The sequence below is a fragment of the Streptomyces sp. NPDC003691 genome, assembly GCF_053981115.1.
On record NZ_JBSFNQ010000034.1, the window covers coordinates 53,066 to 79,646 of the forward strand.

At 72.6% G+C, this 26,581-nt stretch carries 15 protein-coding genes; 4 read left to right on the plus strand and 11 right to left on the minus strand.

Annotated elements, in window-relative coordinates:
* Positions 1 to 12: 12 nt before the first annotated feature.
* Positions 13 to 915: a LysR family transcriptional regulator gene (locus ACWDR0_RS18010; protein WP_456352659.1), complete on the minus strand. Its 903-nt coding sequence runs from the start codon at positions 913 to 915 to the stop codon at positions 13 to 15.
* A gap of 70 nt (positions 916 to 985) precedes the next feature.
* Here ACWDR0_RS18010 and ACWDR0_RS18015 point away from each other — a divergent pair, with 70 nt between their 5' ends.
* Both ACWDR0_RS18015 and ACWDR0_RS18020 read left to right on the plus strand, forming a co-directional pair.
* Positions 986 to 1,927 carry an NAD-dependent epimerase/dehydratase family protein gene (locus ACWDR0_RS18015; protein ID WP_456352660.1) on the plus strand — a complete coding sequence of 314 codons (942 nt, stop codon included), beginning with the start codon at positions 986 to 988 and terminating at the stop codon, positions 1,925 to 1,927.
* A gap of 361 nt (positions 1,928 to 2,288) precedes the next feature.
* A complete protein-coding gene (locus ACWDR0_RS18020; RefSeq protein ID WP_456352661.1) occupies positions 2,289 to 3,218 on the plus strand; it encodes a class I SAM-dependent methyltransferase in 930 nt (309 codons plus the stop codon).
* Positions 3,219 to 3,283: 65 nt separating this feature from the next.
* On the opposite strand, the gene ACWDR0_RS18025 is transcribed toward ACWDR0_RS18020, so the two are convergent.
* Entirely contained in the window at positions 3,284 to 4,561 is a 1,278-nt protein-coding gene (locus ACWDR0_RS18025; protein WP_456352662.1) for an MFS transporter, read from the minus strand.
* 96 nt (positions 4,562 to 4,657) lie between these two features.
* On the opposite strand from ACWDR0_RS18025, the gene ACWDR0_RS18030 reads away from it, so the two are divergent.
* Positions 4,658 to 5,581, plus strand: a complete 924-nt coding sequence (locus tag ACWDR0_RS18030) for a LysR family transcriptional regulator (RefSeq protein WP_456352663.1) — start codon at positions 4,658 to 4,660, stop codon at positions 5,579 to 5,581.
* A 266-nt stretch (positions 5,582 to 5,847) separates the two neighbouring features.
* Complete coding sequence (locus ACWDR0_RS18035) at positions 5,848 to 6,354, plus strand: hypothetical protein (RefSeq protein ID WP_456352664.1); 507 nt, start codon at positions 5,848 to 5,850, stop codon at positions 6,352 to 6,354.
* 37 nt (positions 6,355 to 6,391) lie between these two features.
* Here the strand turns inward: ACWDR0_RS18035 and ACWDR0_RS18040 are convergent, their stop codons facing one another.
* The 9 genes from ACWDR0_RS18040 to ACWDR0_RS18080 all read right to left on the minus strand — a co-directional run.
* Positions 6,392 to 7,252 (minus strand): DUF4097 family beta strand repeat-containing protein, encoded by an 861-nt coding sequence (locus ACWDR0_RS18040; protein ID WP_456352665.1) that lies wholly within the window; start codon positions 7,250 to 7,252, stop codon positions 6,392 to 6,394.
* Between the two features lie 165 nt (positions 7,253 to 7,417).
* Positions 7,418 to 8,059 (minus strand): GNAT family N-acetyltransferase, encoded by a 642-nt coding sequence (locus ACWDR0_RS18045; protein WP_456352666.1) that lies wholly within the window; start codon positions 8,057 to 8,059, stop codon positions 7,418 to 7,420.
* Complete coding sequence (locus ACWDR0_RS18050) at positions 8,052 to 8,675, minus strand: hypothetical protein (RefSeq protein ID WP_456352667.1); 624 nt, start codon at positions 8,673 to 8,675, stop codon at positions 8,052 to 8,054. The genes ACWDR0_RS18045 and ACWDR0_RS18050 overlap by 8 nt, the downstream gene beginning before the upstream one ends.
* Complete coding sequence (locus ACWDR0_RS18055) at positions 8,665 to 9,264, minus strand: TetR/AcrR family transcriptional regulator (protein ID WP_456352668.1); 600 nt, start codon at positions 9,262 to 9,264, stop codon at positions 8,665 to 8,667. Before ACWDR0_RS18055 ends, ACWDR0_RS18050 begins: the two co-directional genes overlap by 11 nt.
* Before the next feature lie 58 nt (positions 9,265 to 9,322).
* Positions 9,323 to 10,942, minus strand: a complete 1,620-nt coding sequence (locus ACWDR0_RS18060; RefSeq protein ID WP_456352669.1) for an amino acid adenylation domain-containing protein — start codon at positions 10,940 to 10,942, stop codon at positions 9,323 to 9,325.
* Between the two features lie 28 nt (positions 10,943 to 10,970).
* Positions 10,971 to 11,873 carry a proline iminopeptidase-family hydrolase gene (locus ACWDR0_RS18065; protein ID WP_456352670.1) on the minus strand — a complete coding sequence of 301 codons (903 nt, stop codon included), beginning with the start codon at positions 11,871 to 11,873 and terminating at the stop codon, positions 10,971 to 10,973.
* Positions 11,873 to 12,175 (minus strand): hypothetical protein, encoded by a 303-nt coding sequence (locus ACWDR0_RS18070; RefSeq protein WP_456352671.1) that lies wholly within the window; start codon positions 12,173 to 12,175, stop codon positions 11,873 to 11,875. Before ACWDR0_RS18070 ends, ACWDR0_RS18065 begins: the two co-directional genes overlap by 1 nt.
* A gap of 72 nt (positions 12,176 to 12,247) precedes the next feature.
* Positions 12,248 to 23,656 (minus strand): type I polyketide synthase, encoded by an 11,409-nt coding sequence (locus tag ACWDR0_RS18075; RefSeq protein ID WP_456352673.1) that lies wholly within the window; start codon positions 23,654 to 23,656, stop codon positions 12,248 to 12,250.
* A gap of 32 nt (positions 23,657 to 23,688) precedes the next feature.
* The coding region (locus ACWDR0_RS18080; protein WP_456352672.1) for a type I polyketide synthase at positions 23,689 to 26,581 on the minus strand (2,893 nt) is incomplete at its 5' end.

Below are 26,581 nucleotides of genomic sequence, written 5' to 3' on the forward strand. Positions count from 1 at the left end.
CCGGCCGCCGGATCAGCGGGCGGCGGCCGCCGCGCGGTCCCGCAGCGCTCCGATCAGCGCCGAGACCAGGGGGTCGTCCCGGCGGCGGCCGATCACCGCGATCCCGATCCGCCGGACCGGGTCCGGTGCCGCGACCGGTACGGCGCGAACGCCCCGCGGGGTCTCCTGGGCGAGCGCGATGGACGGGATGAGCGACACTCCCACCCCGGCGGCGACCAGGGAGCACGCGAAGAAGTAGTCGCTGGTGGTGCCGCGCACATCAGGGACGAACCCGGCCCGCTCGGCGTGGCGCCGCAGATACTCCTCGGTCCTGAGGCAGCCCAGCACCCAGGGCTCGGCAGCGAGTTCACCGAGGTCCAGCGAGGGCCGGTCCGCCAGCCGGTGCCCCTCCGGCAGGACGACACGCAGCGGATCGTCCAGCAGCGGGATCCACTCCGCACCGGAGCGCCCGCCGGGCAGCGGACCGTCGAAACAGTAGGCCAGGGCGAGGTGTACGGCCCCTTTGCGCACCAGGCGCAGGGCGTCCTCGGGCTCCGCCTCCCGCACATGCAGCATGGTGCCGGGCCGGGTCGCCGCGAGGGCGGCGAGGGCCCCGGGCAGCAGAAACCTGCCGCCGCTGGTGAAGGTGGCGACGGTGAGCTGGGGGCGGCCGGTACCGAGCCGGTCGACCTGCTGCCGGGCGTGTTCCAGTTCGGCGGCGACCGACTCGGCCGCGCTCACCATGATCCGGCCGGCCTCGGTGAGGCGGGCGCCGCGGGTGCTGCGGGCGACCACGGCCGTGCCGAGGGTCCGTTCGAGCGCGGCAATGTGCTGGGAGACGGCCGACGGTGTGAGGGCCAGGGCGGCCGCCGCGCGGTTGAAGCTCCCGCACTCGGCCACCGCCCGCAATACCCGGAGCCGCTGCACATCGATCAACAGTTCTCCTTAATACACATCCAGTGAACGGTCAGTTCCACTGCGGACCCTAGGACTCCACGATGAGGGCATGCAAAGAATCTGTGTGATCGGCGGCAGCCGCTACTTCGGCGTCCTCCTGGTCCGGCGGCTGCTGGCCGCCGGGCACCGGGTCACCCTGGTCAACCGGGGTTCCGCCGCGGCGCCCGCGGGCGTCGACCATGTCGTCGCCGACCGCGACGACACCGCCGCGCTCGGCGCGGCCCTGGGGTCCCGTACCTTCGACGCCGTCGTCGACCAGTTCTGCTACAGCCCCCTCCAGGCGGCTGACGCCGTCCGGGTCTTCGGCGGGCGCACCCGGCGGTATGTCCTGACCTCGACCATCGAGGTCTACAACCCGGCGACGGCGGCGCTGCCGCCGGTACCCGAGGGCACGCTGCTGACCGAAGGGAACGTGAGCCCCGCGGGCTGGGCCGTCCGGCCCGAACTTCCCTGGCGCGACCAGGAATTCCTCGACGCCCACTACTCCGAGGGCAAGCGCCAGGCGGAGGCCGTACTCACCCGGGAAGCGGCCTTCGAGTTCGCGACGGTCCGGGTCGCCCATGTGCTCGGCGGCGGCGCACGGGACTTCACCGGCCGGCTGGCCCACTACACGGAACGCGTCGTGCGGGGTGCGGAGATCGCCGTCCACGAACGGCCGCTGCCATCCGTCTTCGTGCACCACGAGGAGATGGCGGACTGTCTGCTCTGGGCCGCCACCCGTACCGATTTCACCGGTCCGCTCAACGCCTGCTCCGACGAGCCTCTCGACGTCCATGGACTGGCCGCGGCCGTCGCGGAGCGGACCGGGCGCACCCCGCGGTTCCGGACGGTCGCCGCGGGCGAGGAGGCATCGCCGTACTCCTTCGACCGCCACTACGCCATGAGCAACGCCCGCGCCGCGGACCTGGGATTCCGCTTCTCCCCGCTCCGCGACTGGCTGCCGTCCGCGATCGACGAGGCCCTGGGCGTGTCCGCCCGGCCGGCGGCCTGAGCCGCCGACCGCCGCCCCCTTCGCCCTTCGCCCTTCGCCCTTCGCCGAAGACCCCGTCCGCCGAAGACCGGTTCACCGAGGACCGGTTCACCGAAGACCCGGCCCGCCGGTGCCCGCGCCGTGGCACCGGCGGGCCGTCCCCATGGGTGCGCCGGGCAGCTCCGGGCCGTCGGCCTCCCACCAGCGCCTCCCCGACAGCACCGCCCGGCCGGGGTTTCCGGCGGGAGTTCGGGGAAATGATCACCGGGTCCGGATCTTCCGCCGACCGCACGGGCGCACCCCACTGCCCCGGCACCGCAGAGCCGCACAGCACAGAGCACGTCCTTACCGGCCCCACCGCGACCGAAAGGCTTTCTCTCCCTTGCGTGCCCAGAACCCGAACCCGGTCCGAGAAACTCCCCCCACCCTGTTCGAGCGTTTCCCCGTCCTCCAGCGCGGTCTCGACCGGCTGGAACGCAGGCCCACCGCCTTCGGGCTGGTGATGTGGGCCTCCGGACTGGCCAAGCCAGTCTTCCTGGACCATGTGGTCACCCCGCAGCCCCGCGCCGAACTCGCCCCGGTCCGTGAGTTACTGGAGAAGCGGCGGGAGGAGTACGCGGAGCTGCTGACCGGCTTCCTCGACCACTCCGACGCGCTCGCCGCCATCCCCGTGGACGGCAGGGAGCTGGGCTCTGCCCCGTACTGGGGCAACACCTGGCTTCCCCCGCTGGACGCCCTCGCCCTGTACGGGATGCTCGCCGCCACGAAACCGGCCCGGTATCTGGAGATCGGCTCCGGCAACTCCACCAAGTTCGCCCGCCGTGCCGTCGAGGACCTCGGGCTGCCCACCCGGATCACCTCGGTCGACCCGCAGCCCCGGGCACCGATCGACGCCCTCTGCGACGAGGTGGTGCGGGTACCGCTCCAGGAGGCGGACCCCCGGGTCTTCGAGGAGCTGGAGCCGGGGGACATCCTCTTTCTCGACGGCTCGCACCGGCTGCACATGGGGTCGGATGTGATGGTCTTCTTCTTCGAGGTGCTGCCCCGCCTGAAGCCGGGGGTGCTGATACAGGTGCACGACATCATGCTGCCCGCGGACTACCCGGATTCCTGGCGGTGGCGGTTCTACTCGGAGCAGTATCTGCTGGCGGCGATGCTGACCGCGGCCCCCGAGCGGTTCGGCGTCCGGCTGCCGAACGCATTCGTCCACGGTGATCCGGAGCTGTGGTCACTGCTGCGCCCGCTCTGGCGGCGACTCGGGGTCGACCGGCACTACCGCCCCGCCTCGTTCTGGTGGCAGCACCAGGGCTGACGCACGCCGAGCCCCGGAGCCCCGGTCGCCCGGGGCTCCGGAGGCCGGGTCCCCGGAGCCGGGGTTCAGGGGGCGGAGGCTCCGGAACCCGGGGCGGCACCGCCCGGTTCGCTGGCCGAACGGCTGCGGCTCCCCGCCGTGTTCCGGTCGCCGACCGCCGGCCCGAGAAGGAGCGCCAAGGCGGCGAGGGCCGCGGCGGCCCACAGCAGCGCGGTGGTCCCGGCGGCTTCCACGACGGCGCCGCCGAGAAAGGCGCCCAGGGCGATCGCCGCGGTGAAGACCCCCACATAGACCCCGGTCACCTGCTCGGCCCGGCCGGGGGCCGCCCGGGTCATCCAGAGCTGTCCGGCCACCGAGAGTCCTCCGTAGGCCAGCCCCCAGAGGGCGACGGCGGCCCCGGCCGGACCCGCGCCGCCGCCGGAGAGGGCCAGCAGCGCGGTGGCGAGGGCGATGCCCGCGGTGAGCGCGAGGACCGTGGCCCCGGCACGCCGGGCCGCCAGGGCCCCGGCCGCGAAGTTCCCGGCCAGCCCGAAGAGTCCGTAGCCGAGCAGGACCAGCGCGACGGTACCGGCGCCCAGTCCGGCACGCTCCTCCAGGACCGGCCGTACATAGGTGTACGCGGCGAAGTGCGCGGTCACGACGAGCAGGACGAGCAGCAGCCCGGCCGCGACGGAACGGTTGCGCGGCAGCGGTTCCCGGGCGGCCGCTCCCGTGGCGCCCGCCGGGGCCTGCGGGCGGGGCAGCGGCGGCAGGGCCGTCAGCAGTCCGGCGGCCAGGAGGACCGCTCCCCCGGCCAGGGCGGCGAACGCGGCCCGCCAGCCGAAGGCGTTGCCGGCCAGCGTGCCCAGCGGCACCCCGGCGACGGACGCCGCCGCGACCCCGCCGACGGCGGCGGAGACCGCGAGCGCGGCGCGGCGGGGCGCGACCAGCCGGGGGGCGACGGCGGCGGCCAGCCCCCAGACCGCTCCCATGCCCAGGCCGAGGACGATCCGGGAGACGACGAGCAGTCCGAAGCCTTCCGCCACCGCGGTCAGGGCGTTGCCCGCGGCGAGGACCGCCATCGCGGCCGCGAGGACCGTGCGCCGGTCGCGGTCGCCCAGCAGCCGCGGGACCGCGGGGGCGGTGACGGCCGTGACGAGCCCGGTGACGGTCAGGCTGAATCCGGCGGCGCCCCGGGAGATCCCCAGTCCGCCGGCCATCGGGGTGAGCACCCCGACCGGCATCATCTCCGAGGTCACGACCGTAAAAGTGCTCAGGGAGAGCACGAGAAGCGCCAGCCACTGCCGGGGAGTCGTCCGTGCCGTTGCGGGTCCGGTGTGCGCCACCGTTGGTTGCGAAGCCATGTCCCTCAGCCAAACAACCCGCCGGACCGGGAACAACGGCGATCTCCTCAAGGCTCGATGAGTGTGAGTAATCGATCGGAAGGCGGGAGGGGAACGATGAACCAGGTGCAGGTCCAGGAGATCGCCTGTCTGCTGGTGCTGGCCGAGGAGCTGCACTTCGGGCGGACGGCGGAGCGGCTGGGGTGTTCGCAGAGCCGGGTCAGCCAGCTGATCGCCGGGCTGGAGCGCCGGATCGGGGTCCGGCTCGTCGACCGCACCAGCCGGAAGGTGGCCCTCAGCCGCTTCGGGGCTCAGTTCACGGAGGAGGTGCGCCCGGCGTACGAAGCACTCGACGCGGTGGTCGCCCAGGCCCGGGAGCGGGCCCGCAGCGGCACTCTGAGCCGGTTGCGGATCGGTTTCCACGGCAGCATCCACGAGGAGGTGATCGAGGCCTTCCGCCGGCTCCGTGAGCAGCACGAGGTGAGTCTGGTGCTGACCGAGATCCCGTTCGGGTCGCCGTTCACCGCCGTACTCGACGGACGGGTGGATGCCGCCCTGGTGGAGCTGCCGGTCGGCGAACCGGCGCTGACGGCGGTCTTCCGGTTCCCCCCGGAGGAGCAGTTGCTGGCCGTGGCCGCCCGGCACCCGCTGGCGCGGGCGGGGTCGGTGCATATCGAGCAGCTCGCCTCGCTGGACGTCCTGCACCCGCAAGGGGACGCCCCCGGCTACTGGCGGGCGGCCCGGGTACCGCCCGCCACCCCGGGCGGCGCGCCGATCCGTTCGACCACGGGGGTCACCACCGTCCAGGAGGGTCTGGCGCTGGTCGCCGCGGGCGACCACGGCATGCTGGTCTGCCGCCCGCTGACCGAGCGCTCCACCCGCGACGATGTGCGGTACATCCGGATCGAGGGGTTCGATACGACGTCCCAAATGGCCCTGGTCCGGCGCCGGGACCAGCGGTCCCGGCACCTGGCGACGCTGGCGGAGCTGCTCACGGAGGAGTTCGCCCGGGAGGCCGCGGACCGTACCGGTCCGGTGTGAGAGGGGAGCCCGGGCGAGGCGGCGGCGTCCAGGTGGCCGGGACGGTCGTCACCGGCCATGAGAGCGGGCCGGGCGAGGTGGTGACCGCACGGCCCCCGGACCCATGGCGCCAGGGCGCGCCAGCATGGCCGGGTCCCGTCCCCCGGGGTCCGGGCCCGGCGCCTCTCCACCCGCGGCCTCCCCGCCGCTACCTGGACAAAAGGGGTGTGCGCCGGGTCGGCCGAGCAGGCGCCGCACGGCGCAACCGGTGTGCCATCATGGTTCTCATGGAACTGAGGGAGTATGTCGAGGCTCTGCGCGACGAGCTGGTCACAGCCTCCGCGGCAGGTGATGCCGAGACCCGTGCCGTGGCCGAGCGGCTGGTCGCCCCGCTGGAGGCCGCGGTCCGGCTCACCCTGTTCAAGGTTCTGTCGGACGCGGCCGACGAGATCACCCGGGAGCTGGCTCCGGGCTCGGTGGACCTGCGGCTGAGGGGTATGGAGCCCAGTTTCGTGGTGACCCCGCCGCCGTCCGGTGAGGGTCCGGCCGAGGAGACCGCGGACGAGCCCGGTGACGCCGCGGCCGACTGGACCGCCGGTGGCGCCGCGAGCGGCGCCACCGCACGGATCAACTTCCGTCCGCCCCAGGCGATGAAGGACCAGATCGAAGAGGCCGCGACCCGGCAGGGCATCTCGGTCAACGCCTGGATGATCCGGGCGTCGGCGGCGGCACTGGCCCAGAGCGGCAAGCGGACTCCGCGCGGCCGCCAGCAGTTCAACGGCTGGGTGCGCTGACCGACCCGTCCGGCGGCCGGACCCCGCGGGCCGCGCCTCAGGCGCGGTCGACGCTGATGTCCCCGAACGCGGTCCGCGCCCGTACCTCGACGGACTTCTCCGCGGATTCCCCGGTCCCCGCGGACTCCGCCACGCTCTCCAGCGTGCTGTGGACCCGGCCGAACCCCGTGGACAGGTCCAGCCTGGCCGGGCTTCCCCCGCCGATGCCGATCTCCAGGTCGCCGGCGGAGGTCTTCAGGACGACCTGACCGCGGACCACCTCGCCGATCCGGATACTGCCGTTCGCGGTCTCCGCCTCCGTCACCGGGCCCCACGCCCGGTCCACGGAGATGTCCCCGTTGGCACTGCGGATCCTGGCCTCACCGGTGACCTTGCGGATATCCGTACTGCCGTTGGAGTTCCTGACCACCGCCGTACCGTCGATCTCGTCGATCCGGATCCGCCCGGTGCCGGTACCGATCTCGGCCTCGCCGACCGCCCGGCCGACGGTGATCCGGCCGCCGCCCGTCTTCAGGCGCACCGGACCGCCGCTGTCGACCTGGAGCTGCCCGACGGAGGTCTTGAAGGAGCACTCCCCGAGGGGGCCGGAGGAGCGCAGGTCCGCCATCTCCGCTTCGCCGCGCACATGCGAGCCGCCGGGCAGCACGATCGACACGTCCACCGAGCGGGTCTTCCGGGAGAAGTCGAGCTTCCTGGACTTCGGAGTCCGGATCACCAGTGTCCCGTCGGCGAATTCGACACTCGTCTGCTCGGCCGCCTTCACGTCCGACGCGTCGGTGTCGTCGGTGGGCCGGATCTCGACGACGGTGTCGGTCCGCTCCTCGGCGATGACCTGCACATCGCCGGCTCCCATGTCGATCGTGACGGTGATCGGCCCGGGAGTATCGAAAACAGGCATGGCTGTCCCTTCTCGGTGCGCTCTGACGGCCGCCCCCCGCACATGATCAACGGGCATCCGTATGGCGCCATTCTGGCACCATACGGATGCGGTGCGCACTCCCGGCCCCGTGTATCCGGAGAGTGCGGAGAGCCCGGGGCCCCGCCGGACAGTGGCGGACCGGGACTACGGTGTGTCCGCCCCGTTGCCCTCCGGGACCGTGCCGTTCTCCCCGGGGGCCGGGCGCCACATGGCCGCGGTGGTGATCGGGCCGACGGGGATGTGCCGCAGGGTGGTGAAGCCGAACCGCCGGTAGAGCACCTCGTTCTCCGGGTCCGCGGTGGTGAGGAAGACCCCGCCGGGCGCGGGCAGTCCGGCCAGGACGTGGTCCAGGAGACGGCGGCCCGCCCCCCGTCCCTGGAGCGCGGGCAGCACACCGACGAACTCCAGCGTCCAGGCCCCGGCGGGCGCCGCCTTCTCCGCGGCCTGCAGATACCGCAGGGTCCGGCCCAGCGCCCGCGGTCCGCAGCCCAGCGCGGTACGGGCCAGCCAGGCGGCGCGCGCCCCGGCGGACGGCACACCGCCCGGCGGGGTGAGGACCGCCGCGGCGCAGGTCTCGGAGCCATGGCCGAGCGTCACCCGGCGCGCGCCGGGCAGGGTGGCGTGGGCGGTCAGGGTGGCGGCGAACCACCGGTCCCTGACCTGCTGGGAGTCGCCGCAGATCCACCGGGTCGCAGGCTCCCGGGCGAAGGCGGCGCTCAGCACGGTCCGGCACTCCGGCTCGGTGGCCGTGTCGTTCAGTACCGGTGTCGTGTCGTGTTCAGCCATCGCTCCGCCTCATCGGCGCCTCGGGGACCAGGTGGCAGACCAGCAGCTTGAGGAAGAAGAGCGGGGCGAACCAGGCCAGCGCCAGGGGAACCGTCAGCCAGAAGAGGTTGATCAGCACGGCCGCCGTCCAGAGTCCCACCGCCACCGGCCGCTTGAGGTGGACGGGCGCGAACTCCACGCCCACGGCAGCGGCGAGGAGCAGTCCGGCGTTGCCGATCATCCAGGCCGTGTCGCCCTCCAGGACGACGGTGCCCAGGACGGCGATGTGCAGCAGATGCGCGCTGACGAAGACGAGCCGGGTGCGGCGGGCGGTCGCGGCCTGCCGGTGGTACCAGCGCTTGGCGGCGTTCGTCGCGTTGGTGAGGATTCCGCCGATGAGGTCGAGTCCGGCGAGCGCCACGACCACGAACTGGGCGGTGGACCAGGACTCCCGGACGGCCGAGGCGTCGGAGGACCAGAGACCGGCGGCGAGCAGCCCGGCCAGCAGGGCGCCGCCGACCAGTTCGACGGCGGATTCGGAGCGGGACTTGCCCGGTCCCATGAACCGCTCCAGTTTGCCGCCCGGTCCGTCGGGCGTCTGCGGTATCTCCCAGTCCACGGTGAGATCAGTACGCACGGTCGGCTCCTTCCGGTCCCCACATCCCGCTGAGCAGCGCCCAGACCTGCCGGCCGTCGGGCTGCCGGCCTTCGGCCAGGGCGGTGAGCGCCCAGACGTCGGCGGCCCCGATGACCGCGACGGTCGCCTGGACCAGCAGATCCTGGTCCAGGTCGGTACGGATGAGGCCGAGGCGCTGTCCGTCGGCGACGAGCGCCACGAACCAGCTCCGCCAGGCCGCGCCTCCGTGATGGGCGACGGCGGCCTCGGCGAGGGCCAGGTCGTCGGCGTGCCCGAGGAGGTGTGCGGTGAGGGTCTCCGTACCGGTCTCCAGCCGGGCCCAGAAGGCGGCGGCGTCCGGGACGGGCTCCCAGGGGCCGAGGGCGCCGATGAGCCGGGCCAGCACATCGTCCAGGACGGCCGAGAGCAGGTCGTCCCGGCCGTCGAAGTAGTGGTAGGCGGCGGACTTCGAGATGCCCGCGGCTTCGATGATCTTGTTGTACGAGGCGTTCTGCGGCCCGTGCTCCGCGAAGTGCCCGCGCGCGACGGCCAGGATCTCGGCCTGCCGTTCCGCCGTCAGACGGTCGAAGCGTGGAAGTGGTGGATTCACCAGAACAACAGTACACACTGATGGGGTGTACCACCAGTACACCCCACCGGTCCGAGTGCTATCGCGGCCCCGTTCCGGGCGCCCCGGCCGCCGCGAGTGCGGCGAGCGCGGTGCGGTCGGCCTTGCCGTTGGCGTTCCGGGGCAGCTCGGGCAGGAGCAGGAACCGCTTGGGGATCATGTACGCGGGCATCGAGCACCGGCAGAGTTCGGCCAGCTCACCGGGGGTCACCCCGGCCCCCGCCGCGACGAACGCCGCAAGGGACGCCTCCCCGTCGCCCGGCGGGGTGAGCGCCAGCACCACCGCTTCCGTCACCCCGGGGTGCTCGGCCAGCCGGCGTTCGATCTCACCGGGTTCGATCCGGTTGCCGCGGATCTTCACCATGGAGTCGGCGCGGCCGCAGAAGTACAGCTCACCGGAGGGGCCGCGGTAGGCGAGATCGCCGGAACGGTAGACGCGCTGTCCGGAGCGCGGTTCGAGCGGGTCGGGAACCAGGGCGCTCCGGGTCGCCTCCGGGTCGTCCCAGTACCCGGAGAACAGGGACGGGCAGCGGATGTACATCTCTCCGGCGGCCCCCGGCTCGTCGACGGGTTGGCCCCGTTCGTCGAGGAGCAGGATCTCGGCGCCCGGATAGCCGTTCCCGATGGACAGCGCCTCCGCGTCCGCGGGCAGCGGGTCCGGCACCTCGGCGAACGAGCACGCGACGGTCTCGGTGGCGCCGAAGGCGTTGACGATCCGCAGGTGCGGCAGCAGTTCGCGGAGCCGCCGCAGTTCGGCGAGGGGGAAGTTCTCCCCGGCGAACAGGATGCCGCGCAGCCGGGCGCCGAGGGCGGCGACCCCGTCGGGTTCGTGCCGCAGCAGCGGCCGCCACAGCGAGGGGACGCCGTGTACGACGGTGGCCTCCGCGTCCCGGAGGAAGCCGAGCAGCCGGCGCGGGAAGCCGAGGAAGCCGCGGGGCACGGCGATCAGGGTGGCGCCCGAGCCGAGGGTCGTGCAGATGTCGAACAGCGCCACGTCGAAGGCGAGCGGCGAGGTGCTGGCCACCCGGTCGGCCGGGGACACCGCACCGAAGCGCTGGGTGCCGCGGTAGAAGGCCAGTGCCGCGTGGTGGCTCATCACGACGCCCTTGGGGCGGCCGGTGCTGCCCGAGGTGAAGATGATGTACGCCGGGTCGCCGCCCACCACGCGGTGCCGTCGCGACGGCCGGGCCGGTGGTATCCGGTCGGTGGTGATCCCGCCGTCCGCGTCGAACGCGCCGCACGGTACGTCGTCACGGGGCGTACGGGCGGGGCCGTCGGCGGGGTGCAGCAGGAGCACGGGCTCCGTCGCCCCGATGACCGCGGCCAGCCGCAGGGCCGGTATGTCCGGGTCCACCGGGACGAACGCCGCTCCCACCCGCGCGCAGGCGAGGAGGACCGCGACGGCCGCCGCCGAGGTGTGGGACTCGATCACCACACGGTCGCCGGTCCGTACCCCGGCCGCGGTCAGCCCTTTGGCGTACTCCCCGACGCGCGCTGCCAGTTCACGGTAGGACACGGAGACGACGGCCCCCGAGGCGCCGCGCTCCACCACGGCCGGTTTGTCCGGGGTACGGGCCGCCGGGGCCAGTGCGAAGACATCGAGCGTATCGGCGGGAAACGTATCCGCGGGAATGCGGTGGGCGAACCGGTCGTCGGGCATTGATTGCCGTCCTTCTGCTGCCGGACCGTCAGCCGAGGGCCACGGCCTTCAGATATTCGGTCAGGACGTCGCGGAACCGCTCCGGTTCCTCCAGGTGCGGTACATGACTGGAATTCTCGAAAATCTCCCAGCGGACATCCGGAATCAGCTCCGCATAGGGCCGCACGGCCTCCGGGGTGGCCTCGTCGTGACGGCCGGAAATCACCAGTGCCGGTACGGCGATTCCGGACAGGCAGTCCGTCACCCCCCAGTCGCGCAGGGGGCCGATCACATGGAATTCGCTGGGGCCGTTCATGGTGAAGTAGACGGTCGGGTCGTTGTACATCTCGAAAAACGACGCCCGGTATTCGCCGGGCCAGGGGTCGAGCCGACACATATGCCGGTCGTAGAACACCCGGGAGGCCGCGTGGTATTCGTCGCTGTCGGTCGTTCCGGCGGCCTCGTGGCGCAGCAGGGTCTCGTTGACCCCGGCCGGCAGCCGGGCCCGCAGCACGGCCATCTGCTCCAGCCAGAGCGGATAGGACGCCGGGGCGTCGGCGACGACCAGTCCGCGGAGGCCCGGAGGGGCGGCGGCGGCGTGCTTGGCGGCGAGCAGACCGCCCCAGGAGTGCCCGAACAGCAGATAGTTGCCGTCGATGCCCAGATGGCGCACGAGATTGTCCAGCTCGGCGAGGAACAGTTCGACGGTCCAGAACTCCTGGGGCGCGTCCGGGAGCCGCGTCGAACCGCCGTTGCCGATCTGGTCGTAGTGCACCACGGGAACGCCCAGTTCGGACAGGCCCGCAAGGCTCACCAGATAGTCGTGGGTGCTGCCCGGCCCGCCGTGCGCCACCACGAGCGCCGTCCGGTGCGGCGACAGTTCGCCGGTGACCCGGTACCAGGTCCTGTACGCACCGAACGGCGCCGTGCCTCTGGCAGTGGGGCGGATCACTAGACCCGCTTGCCGGTGACCGGGAACGTACCGAACATGCCCGGCTTCGCTTTCCCGGTCATGGTGTCGCCGTTGCGCGTCAGGGTCAGTGTCATCTTCAGCGGGACCGGCTTGTGCGACTTCACCTTGAAGGACAGCAGATCACCATCGATCTTGCCGTCGATGATGTCCGGGTCGATGACCTGACCGTTCGCCCGGCAGGTACCGACCAGCTTCCCCTCGGACGACTTCATGTCCACCCACAGGGTCTGCTTCCCGATGGGGCTGTCGATCGTGAATTCCCAGCTGCCGTCAGCGCTCATTCCAGCTCCCATTTGTTCGATCACCCGATTTTCACTCATGACGATATGGAGGGCCGGGCCCGGCAAGTACCCCTAGTCCCCCCTACCGGCCCGGCGGGAAATCCACTCCTCGACGAGGGCACCGGCCTCCGCGGCCCGGTCCTCGATGAGCGAGAAATGGGTGGCCCGTACGGGGGCGTAGTCGTGCCGGGGATCCCAGGGCTTCGCCCGCCACTCGTCGCCGTCGGCGGAAGTGGTGCCGTCTCCGTCGGCGGGGACGGGGGTGGGGGTGGCGCCGGCCGGTACGAAGGATTCGGTGGCGCCGACGAACAGCACGGGCGCGGCCAGCGGTTCCAGCGAGAACTTCGGTACGAGGTCGAAGTAGCGGTTCATCGCGGACAGGGCGCTGCTGTGGAACATGCCGTACGCCGTGTCGTTCCGGACCAGTCCGATGGTGAGCTGTTCCATCAGCCGGCCCTGGTCCCGGTCCGCCAGGTCGACCCGGTAGGTGTCCATCAGGACGACGCCCGCCGGGCGCGGTCCGCCGGACCTCTCCAGGCGCCCGGCCGTGGCATGGGCGAGCGTGCCGCCGGACGAGTAGCCGATCAGGACGAACGGCCGGCCCGCGGCGGCCCGCAGCACTCCTTCCGCGAGCACGTCGACCACCGCGTCCGTGGAGTCGGGCAGCGGCTCCCCCGCCGTGAAGCCCGGATTGGGCAGGGTGATCATCGGGCGCTGCCCGCGGAATACGGCGGCGAGCCGCGCGTGCTGATGGGGACCGCCGGTCGCCATCGGGGTGCTGATGCCGATGAGTACGGGCTCCCGCGGTCCGTCGGCCAGCCGTACACCGTCGGGCGGCGGGCCGAATCCGGCGGCGGAGGTGAACCGGGGACGTAGTTCGGAGACGGCCCTGAGCAGATCGAAGCCCTTGATGACCTGGTCGGAGAGGACGGCGGCCCGGAACAGCTCGGCCAGGGTGTCCGGCCCTTCCCCGGCGGACGGGGGCACGGTGGGCGGCAGGGTCAGATCGGCGCGCAGGTAGCGCGCGAGGGCGGTGGGGTTCTTGTTGTCGAATACGGCCATCGGGGAGAGCCGCAGACCGGTCGCGGCCGTCAGCCGGTTGCGCAGCTCGACAGCGGCGAGGGAATCGAATCCCAGCTCCAGGAAGTCCCGTTCGGGGTCGACGGCGCCCGGGCTCTGGTGCCCCAGTACCGCGGCGGCATGGGCCCGCACCAGCTCGGTCAGCTCCCGCTCCTGCTCGGCGTCCGTCAGGCCCGCGAGACGGCGTGCCAGGCCCCCGGCGTCCGCGGCACCGGCCGTGGCGCGCGCCAGGGCCGGGGGCACCAGGTCCCGCAGGAGCGCGGGGAGGTCCCCGGCCCGTGACCGCAGACGGCCGGTCTCCACTCTGAGGGGTACGAGGGTGGCCCGGTCGGTCACCAGGGCGGCGTCGAAAGCGGCCAGCCCTTCCCCGGCGGTGAGCACGGGGAAGCCCTGCCGGGCGAGGCGCCCGCGGTCGGCCTCGGTGAGCCACCGGCCGAGGCCCGCCTCGATGCCCCACAGCCCGTAGGCGAGTGAGGTGGCGGGCAGTCCGGCGGCGGTGCGGTGTTCGGCGAGGGCGTCGAGGAACACATTGGCCGCGGCGTAGCCGCCCTGCCCGGCCGCGAGCACCAGACCACCCGCGGAGGAGAACAGGACGAAGGCAGCCAGCGGCAGATCGCGGGTGAGCTCGTGCAGATTCCAGGCCCCGTCGACCTTCGGGCGGAGGGTCGTCTCCATGCGCCGCGGCGTCAGCGATCCCACCACACGGTCGTCGACGGCGCCCGCAGCATGGACGACGGCCGTCAGCGGTGCGGCCGGATCGACCCCGGCCAGCACCGCGGCCAGAGCATCGCGGTCCCCGGCGTCACAGGCGACGATCCGCACCTCGGCCCCGAGCGCGGTGAGTTCGGCGTGGAGCGGGGCGGCCCCCGGGGCGTCCGGCCCGCCGCGGCTGGTGAGGACGAGCCGCCGGATGCCGTGGCGGGTGACCAGATGCCGGGCCACCAGGGCGCCGAGGCCGCCGGTGCCACCGGTGACCAGGACGGTCCCGGCGGGGTCGAGCGGTACCGGAGCGGCCCCGGGGGTGTGGTGTTCGCGGATCAGCCGGGGTACGAGGAGCTTCCCGTCCCTGATCATCAGCTCGGGTTCGCCGGTCGCGGAGGCGGCGGCGAGGAGGGGGACGGGGTCGGCCGGGGCGGTGGAGGCGGCCGCGGGGTTGGTGTCGGTGGCAGCGGTGGTGTCGGCCGCAAGGCCGGTTTCCGCAAGGCCGGTTTCCGTGATGTCGGCAAGGACGAACCGTCCCGGGTTCTCGGCCTGCGCCGCCCGCACCAGTCCCCGGACGGGTGCCTGTCGCAGCGCGGTGTCCGCGCCGCCGTCGCTCAGGGCCCCGCTGGTCACGACGGTCAGCGTCGACGCGGCGAACCGGTCGTCGGCAAGCCAGTACTGCACCGCGGCGAGCGCTTCGGCGAGTGCCGCGCGGACATCCGCCGGTACGGTGCCCCGCCCGGGCGCGGGCCGCCAGAGCACCACGCCGGGTACGGGGGCGCCCTCCGCTTCGAGCGCCGCGCTCAAGGAGGGGAGGTCCGGGTACGGAGTGCCGTGGCCGGCCGTCGCCCAGTGGCTTCCGGAGTCCACCGGCGGGGCGACGGCGAGCGGCACCCACTCGATACGGTGCAGTACGTCGCCGCTCTGCCGCAGCAGGGCCAGTTGCCCCGGGGTGATCTCCCGCAGAGCCAGTGCGCCCACCGTGGCCACCGGTCCGCCGGAGAGGTCGGCGAGTGTGAGCGCGACGGTCCGGTCACCGCCGGAGGTGATCCCGACCCGCAGGCCGCGCGCCCCATGGGCGTGCACGGCTACACCGCTCCATGAGAACGGCAGCACGGTGGCCCCGTCCTCGTCCGCGTCCTCGTCGCCGTCGGCCAGGCCCAGCGCATGCAGCGAGGCGTCCAGGAGGGCGGGGTGCAGTGCGTACCGGACGGCATCGCTCTGGGCGTGCTCCGGCAGGGCGATCTCGGCAAACAGGTCGTCACCACGCTGCCAGGCGGCCCTCAGCCCCTGGAACACCGGCCCGTAACCGTAGCCGCGCGACAGCATGGTCTCGTATACGCCGGTGACGGGCACGGCCACGGCGCCGGGCGGCGGCCACTCCGTCAGGGCGACCGGGCCGGAAAGCTCCGGCGGCATCGCCGTGCCGAGGACTCCGTCCGCGTGCCGGACCCACGGCTGGGTGTCGTCGGCACGGGAGTGGACGGAAACGGTCCGGCTGCCGCTCTCGTCCGGGGCGCCGACCACCACCTGGATGGCCGCACCGCCCTGCTCGGGCAGGGTCAGCGGCGCTCCGAGCACCAGCTCTTCGAGGTACTCGCACCCGGCCTGTCCGCCCGCCGCGATCGCCAGTTCGACAAAGCCCGTACCGGGGAAGAGGACCGAACCGCCGATGGCGTGATCGGCCAGCCAGGGGTGCGTCTGCGGCGACAGACGGCCCGTGAACACCAAGGCATCGGAGTCGGCCAGAGGGACGGCGGCACCGAGCAACGGATGTTCGGCAGGAGCCAGCCCCAACGCCGCCGGACCGGCACCGGCCGCGCGCTCGGGCTGCCAGTAGTGGTCGTGTTGGAAGGGGTAGGTGGGGAGGTCGGGGAGGTGGTGGCCGGTGGGGTGGAGGGCGGTGAGGTCGAGGTCGGTGCCGTGGGTGTGGAGGGTGCCGAGGGCGGTGAGGAGGGTGCGGGCTTCGTCACGGTCCCGCCGCTGGGAGGAGAGAGTGAGGGTGCCGGTGGGGAGGGAGTCCTCGGCGGCGGGGGCGAGAACGGTATCCGGGCCGACCTCAAGGAAACGGGTGATGCCCTGGGCGGTGAGGGCCGTTATCGCGTCGGCAAAACGGACCGGCTCACGGACCTGGCGTACCCAGTAGACCGGGTCGGTCAGCTCATCGGTGACTGGCAGACCGGTGAGCGTGGACACGAAGGGGATCCGGGGAGCGCCGTAGGAGAGGGTGGAGGCGACCTCGGCGAAGTCGGCGAGCATGGGTTCCATCAGGGGCGAGTGGAAGGCGTGGCTGACCCGGAGCCGGGTCACCTTATGGCCCTTCAACCGCTCTGTGGTCGCCGCTACGGCCTCCTCGGTGCCGGAAATGACCACCGAAGCCGGGCCGTTGACCGCCGCCACCTCCACCCCCTCGACCAGGGCGTCGCGTACGGTTGCTTCGCTCGCGCGGACCGAGGCCATCGCCCCACCCGCGGGGAGCGCCTGCATCAGGCAGGCACGGGCGGCCACCAGGCGGGCCGCGTCATTCAGGGCCAGTACGCCCGCGATGTGCGCGGCCGCCAGCTCACCGATCGAATGCCCCGCAACAGAGTCCGGCTTCAGACCGGCCGACTCCAGGAGGCGGAACAGCGCCACCTCGAAAGCAAAGATCCCCGGCTGCGCCCAACCCGTCTCCTCCAGCAATCCAGCATCCTCACCCCACACCACCTGCCGCAACGGCCGCTCCAGATGCGCATCCAGCGCCGCCACCACCTCGTCGAACGCCTCCGCGAACACCGGGAAACGCTCCGCCAGCCCCCTCCCCATCCCCAACCGCTGCGCACCCTGCCCCGTAAACAGAAACGCGACCTTCCCCGGCTCAGCCGCCGCCGCACCAACAGCCGCCAGACCACTCAACAACTCCTCACGATCCGCCCCGACCACCACCGCCCGGTGCTCGAACCGCGCCCGCCCCGCCAGCGACCGGGCCACATCCACCGCCCGCAGCACCTCACCAGCCGCCACAAAGGACCGCAACCGCTCGGCTTGTGTCCTCACCGCTTCGGGCGTCTTCCCCGACAGCACCCACGCCACCGGTACGGCGTCAGCCGAAGGAGCCGTCTCCACGGCCGGGGGCTCCTCCACGATCACATGCGCGTTCGTCCCCGTGAGCCCGAAGGACGACACCCCCGCCCGACGCGGACGCCCATCACCCCGGACCCACTCCCGCGCCTCGGTCAGCAGCTCCACCCCACCGGACGACCAGTCGACCTGCCCGGACGGCTCGTCCACATGCAACGTGCGCGGCAGCACTCCATGCCGCATCGCCAGCACCATCTTCATCATCCCCGCGACACCCGCAGCCGCCTGCGTATGCCCCAGATTCGACTTCACCGACCCCAACCACAAAGGCTCCCCGCCACCTCGCCCCTGCCCATATGTAGCCAACAGCGCCTGAGCTTCTATCGGGTCCCCCAGCACCGTCCCCGTCCCATGCCCCTCCACCACATCCACCTCACCCGCACCCAACCCCGCCGACACCAACGCCGCCCGGATCACCCGCTGCTGCGAAGGACCGTTCGGCGCGAAGAAGCCGTTCGAAGCGCCGTCCTGGTTCACCGCCGAGCCGCGTACCACCGCCAGCACCGGATGCCCCAGCCGGACCGCATCCGACAGCCGCTCCACCAGCAGCATCCCGGCTCCCTCGGCCCAGCCCGTCCCGTCGGCGCCCGCGGCGTACGAGCGGCACCGGCCGTCGGGGGACAGACCGCGCTGACGGCTGAACTCGACCAGGATCTCCGGTGAGGCCATCACCGCCACGCCGCCCGCCAGGGCCAGTGAACACTCGCCGGAGCGCAGCGCCTGAACGGCCGAGTGCAGGGCCACCAGCGAGGAGGAGCACGCCGTGTCGACGGCGACGGCGGGGCCTTCCAGCCCGAGTGCGTACGACACCCGGCCCGCGACGGCGCTGCCGCCGCTGGAGCTGCCGTAGCCGTAGTCGTGGTACATGACGCCCGCGAAGACGCCGGTGTCGGTCCCCCGGAGGGTGGTGGCGTCGATGCCCGCCCGTTCGACCGCTTCCCAGGACGTTTCCAGCAGCAGCCGCTGCTGCGGGTCCATCGCCAGCGCCTCGTTCGGGCCGATGCCGAAGAATGCGGCGTCGAAGGCCCCGGCCTCGCTCAGGAAGCCTCCGCCCCGTGCGTAGCACTTACCGGGTTTGCCCGGTTCGGGGTCGTACAGGTCGTCGTCCCAGCCCCGGTCGCCGGGGAGCGGCACGACGGCTTCCTCTCCGGCCGCGAGCAGGCGCCACAGCTCCTCGGGGGAGCCGATCCCGCCGGGGAACCGGCAGCCCATGCCCACCACGGCGATCGGTTCGTCGGCCGTGCGACGGGCCGTGGCGCGGACGGCGGGCGCGCCGGTCGCAGCAGTGCCGGACGTCTCGTCGAGGGTGACCCCGAGGTGTTCCGCGACCGCGTACGCCGTGGGGTGGTCGAAAACCAGGGTGGCGGGCAGTCGCAGGCCGGTGATGGTGGTGAGCCGGTTCCGCAGCTCGACGGCGGTCAGCGAGTCGAAGCCGAGTTCGGAGAAGGCACGGTCCGGTTCGACGGCAGAGCCCGAGGCATGGCCGAGTACGGCTGCGACTTCCGTACGCACGAGGTCCAGCAGACCATCCCGGCGCTCTTCGCCTGTGAGGCCCCGGTAGCGGTCCGCCCAGGCGGAGGACGAGGCGGCCGTGTCCCGTGGTGTGCGCGGGACTCGGACGAGACCGCGCAGCAGAGTGGGTACGTCGCCCTGGGCCCGGACGCCCGCGGCGCTGATCCTGAGGGGAACGAGAGTGGCCGGACCGGGAAGTGCCGAGTCGAACGCAGCCAGGCCCTCCACTGCCGTCAGGGCGGGAAAGCCCTGGTCGGCCATGCGGGTGAAGTCGCCTGCGGTGAGGGCGGCGCCGAATCCGGTGTCGATGCCCCACAGCCCGTAGGCGAGTGAGGTGGCGGGCAGCCCGGCGGCGGTGCGGTGTTCGGCGAGGGCGTCGAGGAACACGTTGGCGGCGGCGTAGCCGCCCTGCCCGGCCGCGAGCACCAGACCGCCCGCGGAGGAGAACAGGACGAAGGCAGCCAGTGGCAGATCGCGGGTGAGTTCGTGCAGATTCCAGGCCCCGTCGACCTTCGGGCGCAGCACGTTCTCGATGCGGTCCGCGTCGAGGGCGGTGACCAGACCGTTGTCGACGGTTCCGGCGGCGTGCACTACGGCGGTGAGCGGGTGTTCGGCGGGGATCTTGGCCAGGACCGCCGCGAGAGCGTCACGGTCGGCCACGTCGCAGGCGGCGACGGTGACCCAGGCGCCGAGCCCGGTCAGCTCGGCCGTCAGCTCGGCCGCGCCAGGGGCCGCGGCACCGCGCCGGCCGGTCAGTACGAGCCTGCCCACGCCGTGGGCCGTCACCAGATGGCGGGCGACCAGTGCGCCGAGTCCGCCCGTGCCGCCGGTGATGAGGACCGTACCGTCGACGGCTTCCGTCCGGGGCGCGGGATCCGTGGCGGCGAGCCTGGGCACGAGCAACGCGCCCTCCCGCAGGGCGATTTCGTCTTCACCGCTCTCCAGCGCGGCCGTCAGGGCGGTCGGCAGGGCGGCCCGGGACTCGGCCGTGCCGTCGAGATCGGCCAGTACGAAGCGGCCGGGATTCTCCGCCTGCGCCGCCCGGACCAGGCCCCGGACGGGCGCGGTCGCGAGATCGATGCGCTCGTCGCCGCGCGCGGTGACGGCCCCGCGGGTCAGAACCACCAGGCGGGAGGTGGCGAAGCGCTCGTCGGCCAGCCAGATTTGGAGCGCCCGGAGAGTGGCGGTGGTGGCGGCCCGTACGGCCGTGGGGACATCGCCGGTGTACTCGTCCAGCGGCAGCAGAACGACATCTGGCATCGCAGTATCCCCCGCCTCGACCGCTTCGACGAGTTCGGCGAGGCCGGGGAAAGCCGGTGACCCGAAGTCGCGCAGCCCGAGGCCGGACGGTCCTGGGTGCGGCCGCAGGGGATCCGGCCGTACGGAATCGGGCCGTACGGAATCGGGCTGTACGGGATCCGGCGGCCCAACGACGGCCCATCGGGAGCGGCCCGGTGGCGCCGCGAGTGCGGCGGGCTGCCAGCGCACCCGGTAGAGGGTCGCGTTCCCGGTACCTCCAACGCCGTCGAGTTGCCGTGCGGACACCGCGCGGGACACCAGCGAGGCCACGGACAGCACCGGGCGTCCTCCCTCGTCCCCGATGTCGAGGGTCACGCTGCCGGGCCCGGCGGGCCGGATGCGGACACGGAGCGCCGTGGCACCGGCGGCCGCGGCATGCCGGCCGACGCCGCTCCAGGAGAACGGGAGCAGGGTGGTGCCGTTCCCGGAGCTGTCCGGGGCATCCGGATCTTTGGGGTCTGTCAGCAGCGAGGCGTGCAGCGCCGCGTCCAGAAGAGCGGGGTGCACCGTGCAACGCCGGGCGTCGGCATGCGACTCCTCGGGCAGTACGACTTCGGCGAAGAGCTCGTCCCCTCGTTCCCAGACGGTACGAAGGCCCTGGAAGACCGGCCCGTAGGCGTATCCGCGGGTGAGCAGGCGCGTGTAGGCGTCTTCCGTCGGGCATACGGTCGCGCCGCGTGGGGGCCAGGCCGCGAAGGCGTCGGACGTGGGAGGCGCGCCGGAGGTCAGCAGCCCCTCGGCGTGCAGGGTCCAGGTGTCCCCGGGCCGGTCCTCGGGCCGGTCCCCGGCTGCTGAGTACACCGCCACCGTGCGGCGGCCGGCTTCGTCCGGTCCTCCCACCAGCACCCGTACGAACAGGCCGCCTTCGTCCGGCAGGACCAGCGGGCCGACGAGTGTCAGCTCCTCGATCCGGTCGCAGTCGCACTCCCGGGCCGCGCGCAACACCAGCTCGACGAAGCCGGTGCCCGGCAGGAGCACGTTTCCGAGCACGTCGTGGTCGGCCAGCCACGGCTGGTCCTGTACGGACATCCGCCCGGTGAGCACCATCGCGCCGCTGCCGGGGACGGTGACGGCAGCGCCGAGCAACGGATGGTCGAGAGCGGTGACGCCGAGACTCGCGGGGTCGCTCCCCAGGCTTCCGCCGAGCCAGGACTCGGCGAGGTAGTCGGCCACTTCCAGCCAGTAGCGCTGTCGCTGGAAGGGGTAGGTGGGGAGGTCGGGGAGGTGGTGGCCGGTGGGGTGGAGGGCGGTGAGGTCGAGGTCGGTGCCGTGAGTGTGGAGGGTGCCGAGGGCAGTAAGGAGGGTGCGGGATTCGTCACGGTCGCGGCGCTGGGAGGCAAGGGTGAGGGTGCCGGTGGGGAGGGAGGCCTCGGCGGCGGGTGCCAGGACGGTGTCGGGACCGATTTCGAGGAAGCGGGTGGCGCCCTGGGTGGTGAGGGTGGAGACCGCGTCGGCGAAACGGACCGGCTCACGGACCTGGCGCACCCAGTAGGCCGGGTCGGTCAGCTCCTCGGCGACCGGAAGACCGGTCAGAGTGGAGACGAAGGGAATCCGAGGCGGGGCGTAGGAGAGGCCCGACGCGACTTCGGCGAACTCCGCCAGCATCGGTTCCATCAGCGGGGAGTGGAAGGCGTGGCTGACCCGGAGACGGGTCACCTTGTGCCCCTTCAACCGCCGGGTGGTCGCCGCTACGGCCTCTTCGGTACCGGAGATCACCACCGAGGCCGGACCATTGACCGCCGCGACCTCCACACCCTCGACCAGCGCATCACGAACCACCGATTCGCTCGCGCGGACCGAGGCCATCGCCCCACCCGCAGGCAGCGCCTGCATCAACCGGGCACGCGCCGCCACCAGCCGCGCCGCATCATCCAGGGCCAGTACGCCCGCGATATGCGCGGCCGCCAGCTCACCGATCGAATGCCCGGCAACAGAGTCCGGCTTCAGACCCGCCGACTCCAGCAGCCGGAACAACGCCACCTCGAAAGCAAAAATCCCCGGCTGCGCCCAACCCGTCCCCTCCAGCAAGGCGGCATCCTCACCCCACACCACCTCCCGCAACGGCCGCTCCAGATACCCATCCAGCACCGAAGCCACCTCATCGAACGCCTCCGCAAACACCGGGAAACGCCCCGCCAGCCCCCTCCCCATCCCCAACCGCTGCGCACCCTGCCCCGTAAACAGAAACGCGACCTTGCCCCCCGTAGCAACCGTCGCCTCCGCCCCCGCCAGCCCCCTCAGCAACTCCTCACGATCGGCCCCGACCACCACGGCCCGGTGCTCGAACCGCGCCCGCCCCGCCAGCGACCGGGCCACATCCACCGCCCGGATCCCCTCACCGGCCGCCACAAAGGACCGCAACCGCTCGACCTGCGCTCCAAGAGCCTCAGGTGTCTTCCCCGACAGCACCCAAGCCACCGGACCGACATCATCCGGGCCTGCCACCTCCCCAACAGGCGGCTCCTCGACGATCACATGCGCGTTCGTCCCGCTGATCCCGAACGACGACACCCCCGCACGACGCGGACGCCCATCACCCCGGACCCAATCGCGCGCCTCGGTCAGCAGCTCCACCCCACCGGACGACCAGTCGACCTGCCCGGACGGCTCGTCCACATGCAAGGTCCGCGGCAGCACCCCGTGCCGCATCGCCAGCACCATCTTCATCATCCCGGCCACACCCGCAGCCGCCTGCGTATGCCCCAGATTCGACTTCACCGACCCCAACCACAAAGGCCCGCCCTCGCCCCGACCCTGCCCATACGTGGCCAGCAGCGCCTGAGCCTCTATCGGATCCCCCAGCACCGTCCCCGTCCCATGCCCCTCCACCACATCCACCTCACCCGCCGACAAACCAGCCGACCCCAACGCCGCCCTGATCACCCGCTGCTGCGAAGGCCCGTTCGGCGCGAACAGGCCATTGCTCGCACCGTCGGAGTTCACCGCCGAACCGCGTACCACCGCCAACACCGGATGCCCGTTCCTCCGGGCATCCGACAACCGCTCCACCAACAGCACCCCCGCGCCCTCGGCCCACGCGGCGCCGTCGGCGGCGGCCGCGTACGAGCGGCATCGGCCGTCGGGCGAAAGCCCCTTCTGGCGGCTGAACTCCACGAATGCCTCGGGGGTTGCCATGACGGCCACGCCCCCGACGAGGGCCAGGGAGCACTCCCCCGCCCGTAGGGCCTGGCTCGCGGAGTGCAGGGCGACGAGGGACGACGAGCAGGCGGTGTCCACCGTGACCGTGGGGCCTTCGAGGCCCAGGGTGTACGAGATCCGTCCGGAGGCAACGGCTCCGGTGTTCGCGTTGGCGGGGTAGTCGTGGTACATCACCCCGGCGTAGACGCCGGTCGCGCTGCCCCGCAGCGAGACCGGGTCGATACCCGCTCGTTCGACCGCCTCCCAGGAGCACTCCAGCAGCAGCCGTTGCTGCGGATCCATCAGCAGCGCCTCATTGGGGCTGATGCCGAAGAAGGCCGGGTCGAAACGGTCGGCCCGGTGCAGGAAGCCGCCCTGACGGACGTATGTCGTCTGCGGTCGCTCGCCGGCCGGGTCGTACAACCGGTCGATGTCCCAGCCCCGGTTGTCCGGGAAGCCGGAGATCGCGTCGACCTCGTCGGCGACCAGCCGCCACAGGTCGTCCGGGGTCGTCACCCCACCCGGGTAGCGGCAGGCCATACCGATGATCGCGATCGGCTCGGAGGCGGCCGCGGTGAGCTTCGCGTTCTGCGCGCGCAGGAACTCGGTCTCTTTGAGTGAGCTGCGCAACGCGGCGACGAGCCTGTTGTCGGAGCCGGTCGTCATCGTTGGTCTCCACTCGTTCCCGTCGAATCGAATTCGTCGCGACCGCCCAGGGCCATGGTGATCAGGGCGTCGGTGTCCATGTCGTCGATCGCCCCCTCGGCACGGACAGCGGGGTCGCCCGCGGCGCCGAGCGCCGCCGGAGCGGCTCCGCCGAGTTCCAGGAGGCGTTCCAGGAGGCCCGCGTCACGCAGCCGTCCCAGCGGTATGGCGTGCAGTACGTCGCGGATCTGCCGCTCCGTACGGGTCTCGGCGTCGTCGTCTCCGGTGCCGGTGCCGTCGGCTGGGGCGAGCCGGGAGGCGAGTTCGGCGGCCAGCGCGGCGGCGTTCGGATAGTCGAAGACGAGAGTGGGCGGCAGGCGCAGCCCGGTGGCGGTGTTGAGTACGTTGCGGAACTCCACCGCGCTCAGTGAGTCGAAGCCCAGCTCCTGGAACGGGCGCGCCGGCTCGATGTCCTTCGGGCCGGAGTGCCCGAGGATCCCGGCGGCGTACGCCCTCACGGCTTCGAGCAGCTCGGCCGTGCGCTGCTCGGCCGTCAGGCCCGCCAGGCGGCCGAGCAGCGCGTCCGCCGTGTCCGTACCGCCGGCCGGGGGCCGTACGAGGGCCCCGAACAGCGGTGGCAGGTCGGGGCGGCTCGCCAGGGATCTCAGGTCGAGCCGGATCGGTACGACGGCCGGTGCGTCGGTGCCGATGGCGGTGGAGAAGAGTGCCAGTCCGTCCGCCTCCGACAGCGGTCGCACACCGGTCCCGGTCATCCGGCGCCGGTCGCCGTCCGCCAGTTCCGCCGCCATGCCGTCCGTGCTGTCCCAGAGCCCCCAGGCCAGGGAGTGCGCGGGGAGACCGAGGAGGTGCCGGTGGGCGGCGAGCGCGTCGAGGAAGGCGTTGGCCGCGGCATAGCTGCCCTGTCCGGGGTTGCCGAAGACTCCTGCGGACGAGGAGAACAGCACGAATGCCGAGAGCTTCGCCGACTCGGTCAGTTCGTGCAGGTTGAGCGCGGCGTCGACCTTGGGGCGGAGTACGGTGTCGACCCGCTCGGGTGTCAGCGAACCGATCACTCCGTCGTCCAGCACACCGGCCGCATGCACCACCCCGTTCAGGGGGTGCTCCGGGGGGACCGCCGCCAGGACATCGGCGAGAGCCGCCCGGTCGGCGACGTCGCACGCCACGACCTCGGCGTGGGCACCCAGCCCGGCCAGTTCGGCGACCAGCTCGGCGCTGCCGTCGGCCGCAGGGCCGCGCCTGCCGAGAAGGAGCAGGCGCCGGACGCCGTGTGCGGTGACCAGATGCCGGGACACCAGCTTGCCGAGCATGCCGGTGGCGCCGGTGAGCAGGACCGTTCCCTCGGGGTCGAAGGCCGGTGGCCGGTCGGCGGGTACGTCGGCGGGTACGGAGGGCCTGGCCAGGCGAGCGCCCAGGGCCTGGCCGTCGCGGACGGCGACCTGGAGCTCCCCGGCGGCCAGCGCGACCGGTAGTTCGTCGAGCCCATCGAGGTCGGCCAGTACCACGCGCCCCGGGTTCTCCGACTGCGCGGAGCGCACCAGCCCCCACACCGCGGCCCCGGCCAGATCGGTGAGCGGGCCGGCGGCAACCGCCCTTCGGGTGACGACGACCAGTGTGGAGTGCGCGTAGCGGTCGTCCGCCAGCCAGCTCTGGAGTACGCCGAGGACGCGGTGGACCTCCCGGCGCACGGCGTCACCGCCGCTGCCCGGCTCGGTCGCCAGCACGACGGTCCCGGGTACGGCGGCGTCCGCGCCGAGCCGGTCCCAGTGCTCCCACACCACGGGTGCCGTCGCCGCCGTGGCGGTCGGCAGGGGCGTCCAGGCGAGTTCGAACAGAGCGTCCTGCCCGGCGCCGCGGGCGGCGGCCAGCTCGGCCGGGTCGATGTCGCGGAGTACCAGGGATGCCACCGAGGCGACGGGCCTCCCGGTGTCATCGCTGATCGCCAGGGAGACTCCGCCGTCGGCTGCCGGGGATATCCGTACCCTCAGCCGAGCCGTGGCTTGGGTGAGGACCGTTACTCCCGTCCAGGCGAACGGAAGCCGGAGCGCGCCGGGTTCGCCGGTACCGAGCGCGATGGCTTGCAGGCATGCGTCGAGCAGGGCGGGGTGGAGACGGAACCCCTCCTCCGTCACCTCGCCACCGGGCAGGGCCACTTCGGCGAACACCTCTGCCCCGTGCCGCCAGGCCGCGGCCAGCCCTTGGAAGGCGGTTCCGTACGCCAGCCCGTCGGCCGCGAGATCGTCGTAGCGGCCGGTGAGATCGACCGGGGAGGCGTCATGCGGCGGCCACTCGGGGCCGGGGAAGGCGAGGGCCTCCCGGACCGGGGCGGATGTGGTGGCGCGTACGGTACCGGCCGTACCGATGGCATGGCGGACCCACGGACGACCGGATTCACCACCGCGTTCCGTACCGCGTCCGCCACCGCGTGAGTGCACACTGACCTCGCGGCTCCCCGACGCGTCGGGCGCTCCTACAAGGACCTGGAACGCGACTCCGCCGTGTTCGGGGATCACCAGGGGTGCTTCGAGGACCAGTTCGTCGAGCCGGCCGCACCCGCTCTCCTCGGCGGCGGCGATCGCGAGTTCGACGAACCCGGTGCCCGGGAAAAGGATCACGCCGCCCACCACATGATCTGCCAGCCACGGCTGGGCCTGCACCGACAAGCGCCCCGTGAACATCGCCGTATCCGACCCCGCTACGGTGACGGCCGCGCCGAGCAGTGGGTGCACGGCGCTCGCCAGCCCGATGGACTCGGGGTCAGCGCCTGCGGTGCTCGCCCTGTTCCAGTACGTCTGCCGTTGGAAGGGGTAGGTGGGGAGGTCGGGGAGGTGGTGGCCGGTGGGGTGGAGGGCGGTCAGGTCGAGGTCGGTGCCGTGGGTGTGGAGGGTGCCG

Bases quoted from the DNA above. Each gene is read 5' to 3' on its own strand.
- ACWDR0_RS18035 (WP_456352664.1), top strand. From the start codon at position 5,848: ATGGAACTGAGGGAGTATGTCGAGGCTCTGCGCGACGAGCTGGTCACA.
- ACWDR0_RS18040 (WP_456352665.1), bottom strand. From the start codon at position 7,252: ATGCCTGTTTTCGATACTCCCGGGCCGATCACCGTCACGATCGACATG.
- ACWDR0_RS18030 (WP_456352663.1), top strand. From the start codon at position 4,658: ATGAACCAGGTGCAGGTCCAGGAGATCGCCTGTCTGCTGGTGCTGGCC.
- ACWDR0_RS18015 (WP_456352660.1), top strand. From the start codon at position 986: ATGCAAAGAATCTGTGTGATCGGCGGCAGCCGCTACTTCGGCGTCCTC.
- ACWDR0_RS18045 (WP_456352666.1), bottom strand. From the start codon at position 8,059: ATGGCTGAACACGACACGACACCGGTACTGAACGACACGGCCACCGAG.
- ACWDR0_RS18060 (WP_456352669.1), bottom strand. From the start codon at position 10,942: ATGCCCGACGACCGGTTCGCCCACCGCATTCCCGCGGATACGTTTCCC.
- ACWDR0_RS18025 (WP_456352662.1), bottom strand. From the start codon at position 4,561: ATGGCTTCGCAACCAACGGTGGCGCACACCGGACCCGCAACGGCACGG.
- ACWDR0_RS18070 (WP_456352671.1), bottom strand. From the start codon at position 12,175: ATGAGCGCTGACGGCAGCTGGGAATTCACGATCGACAGCCCCATCGGG.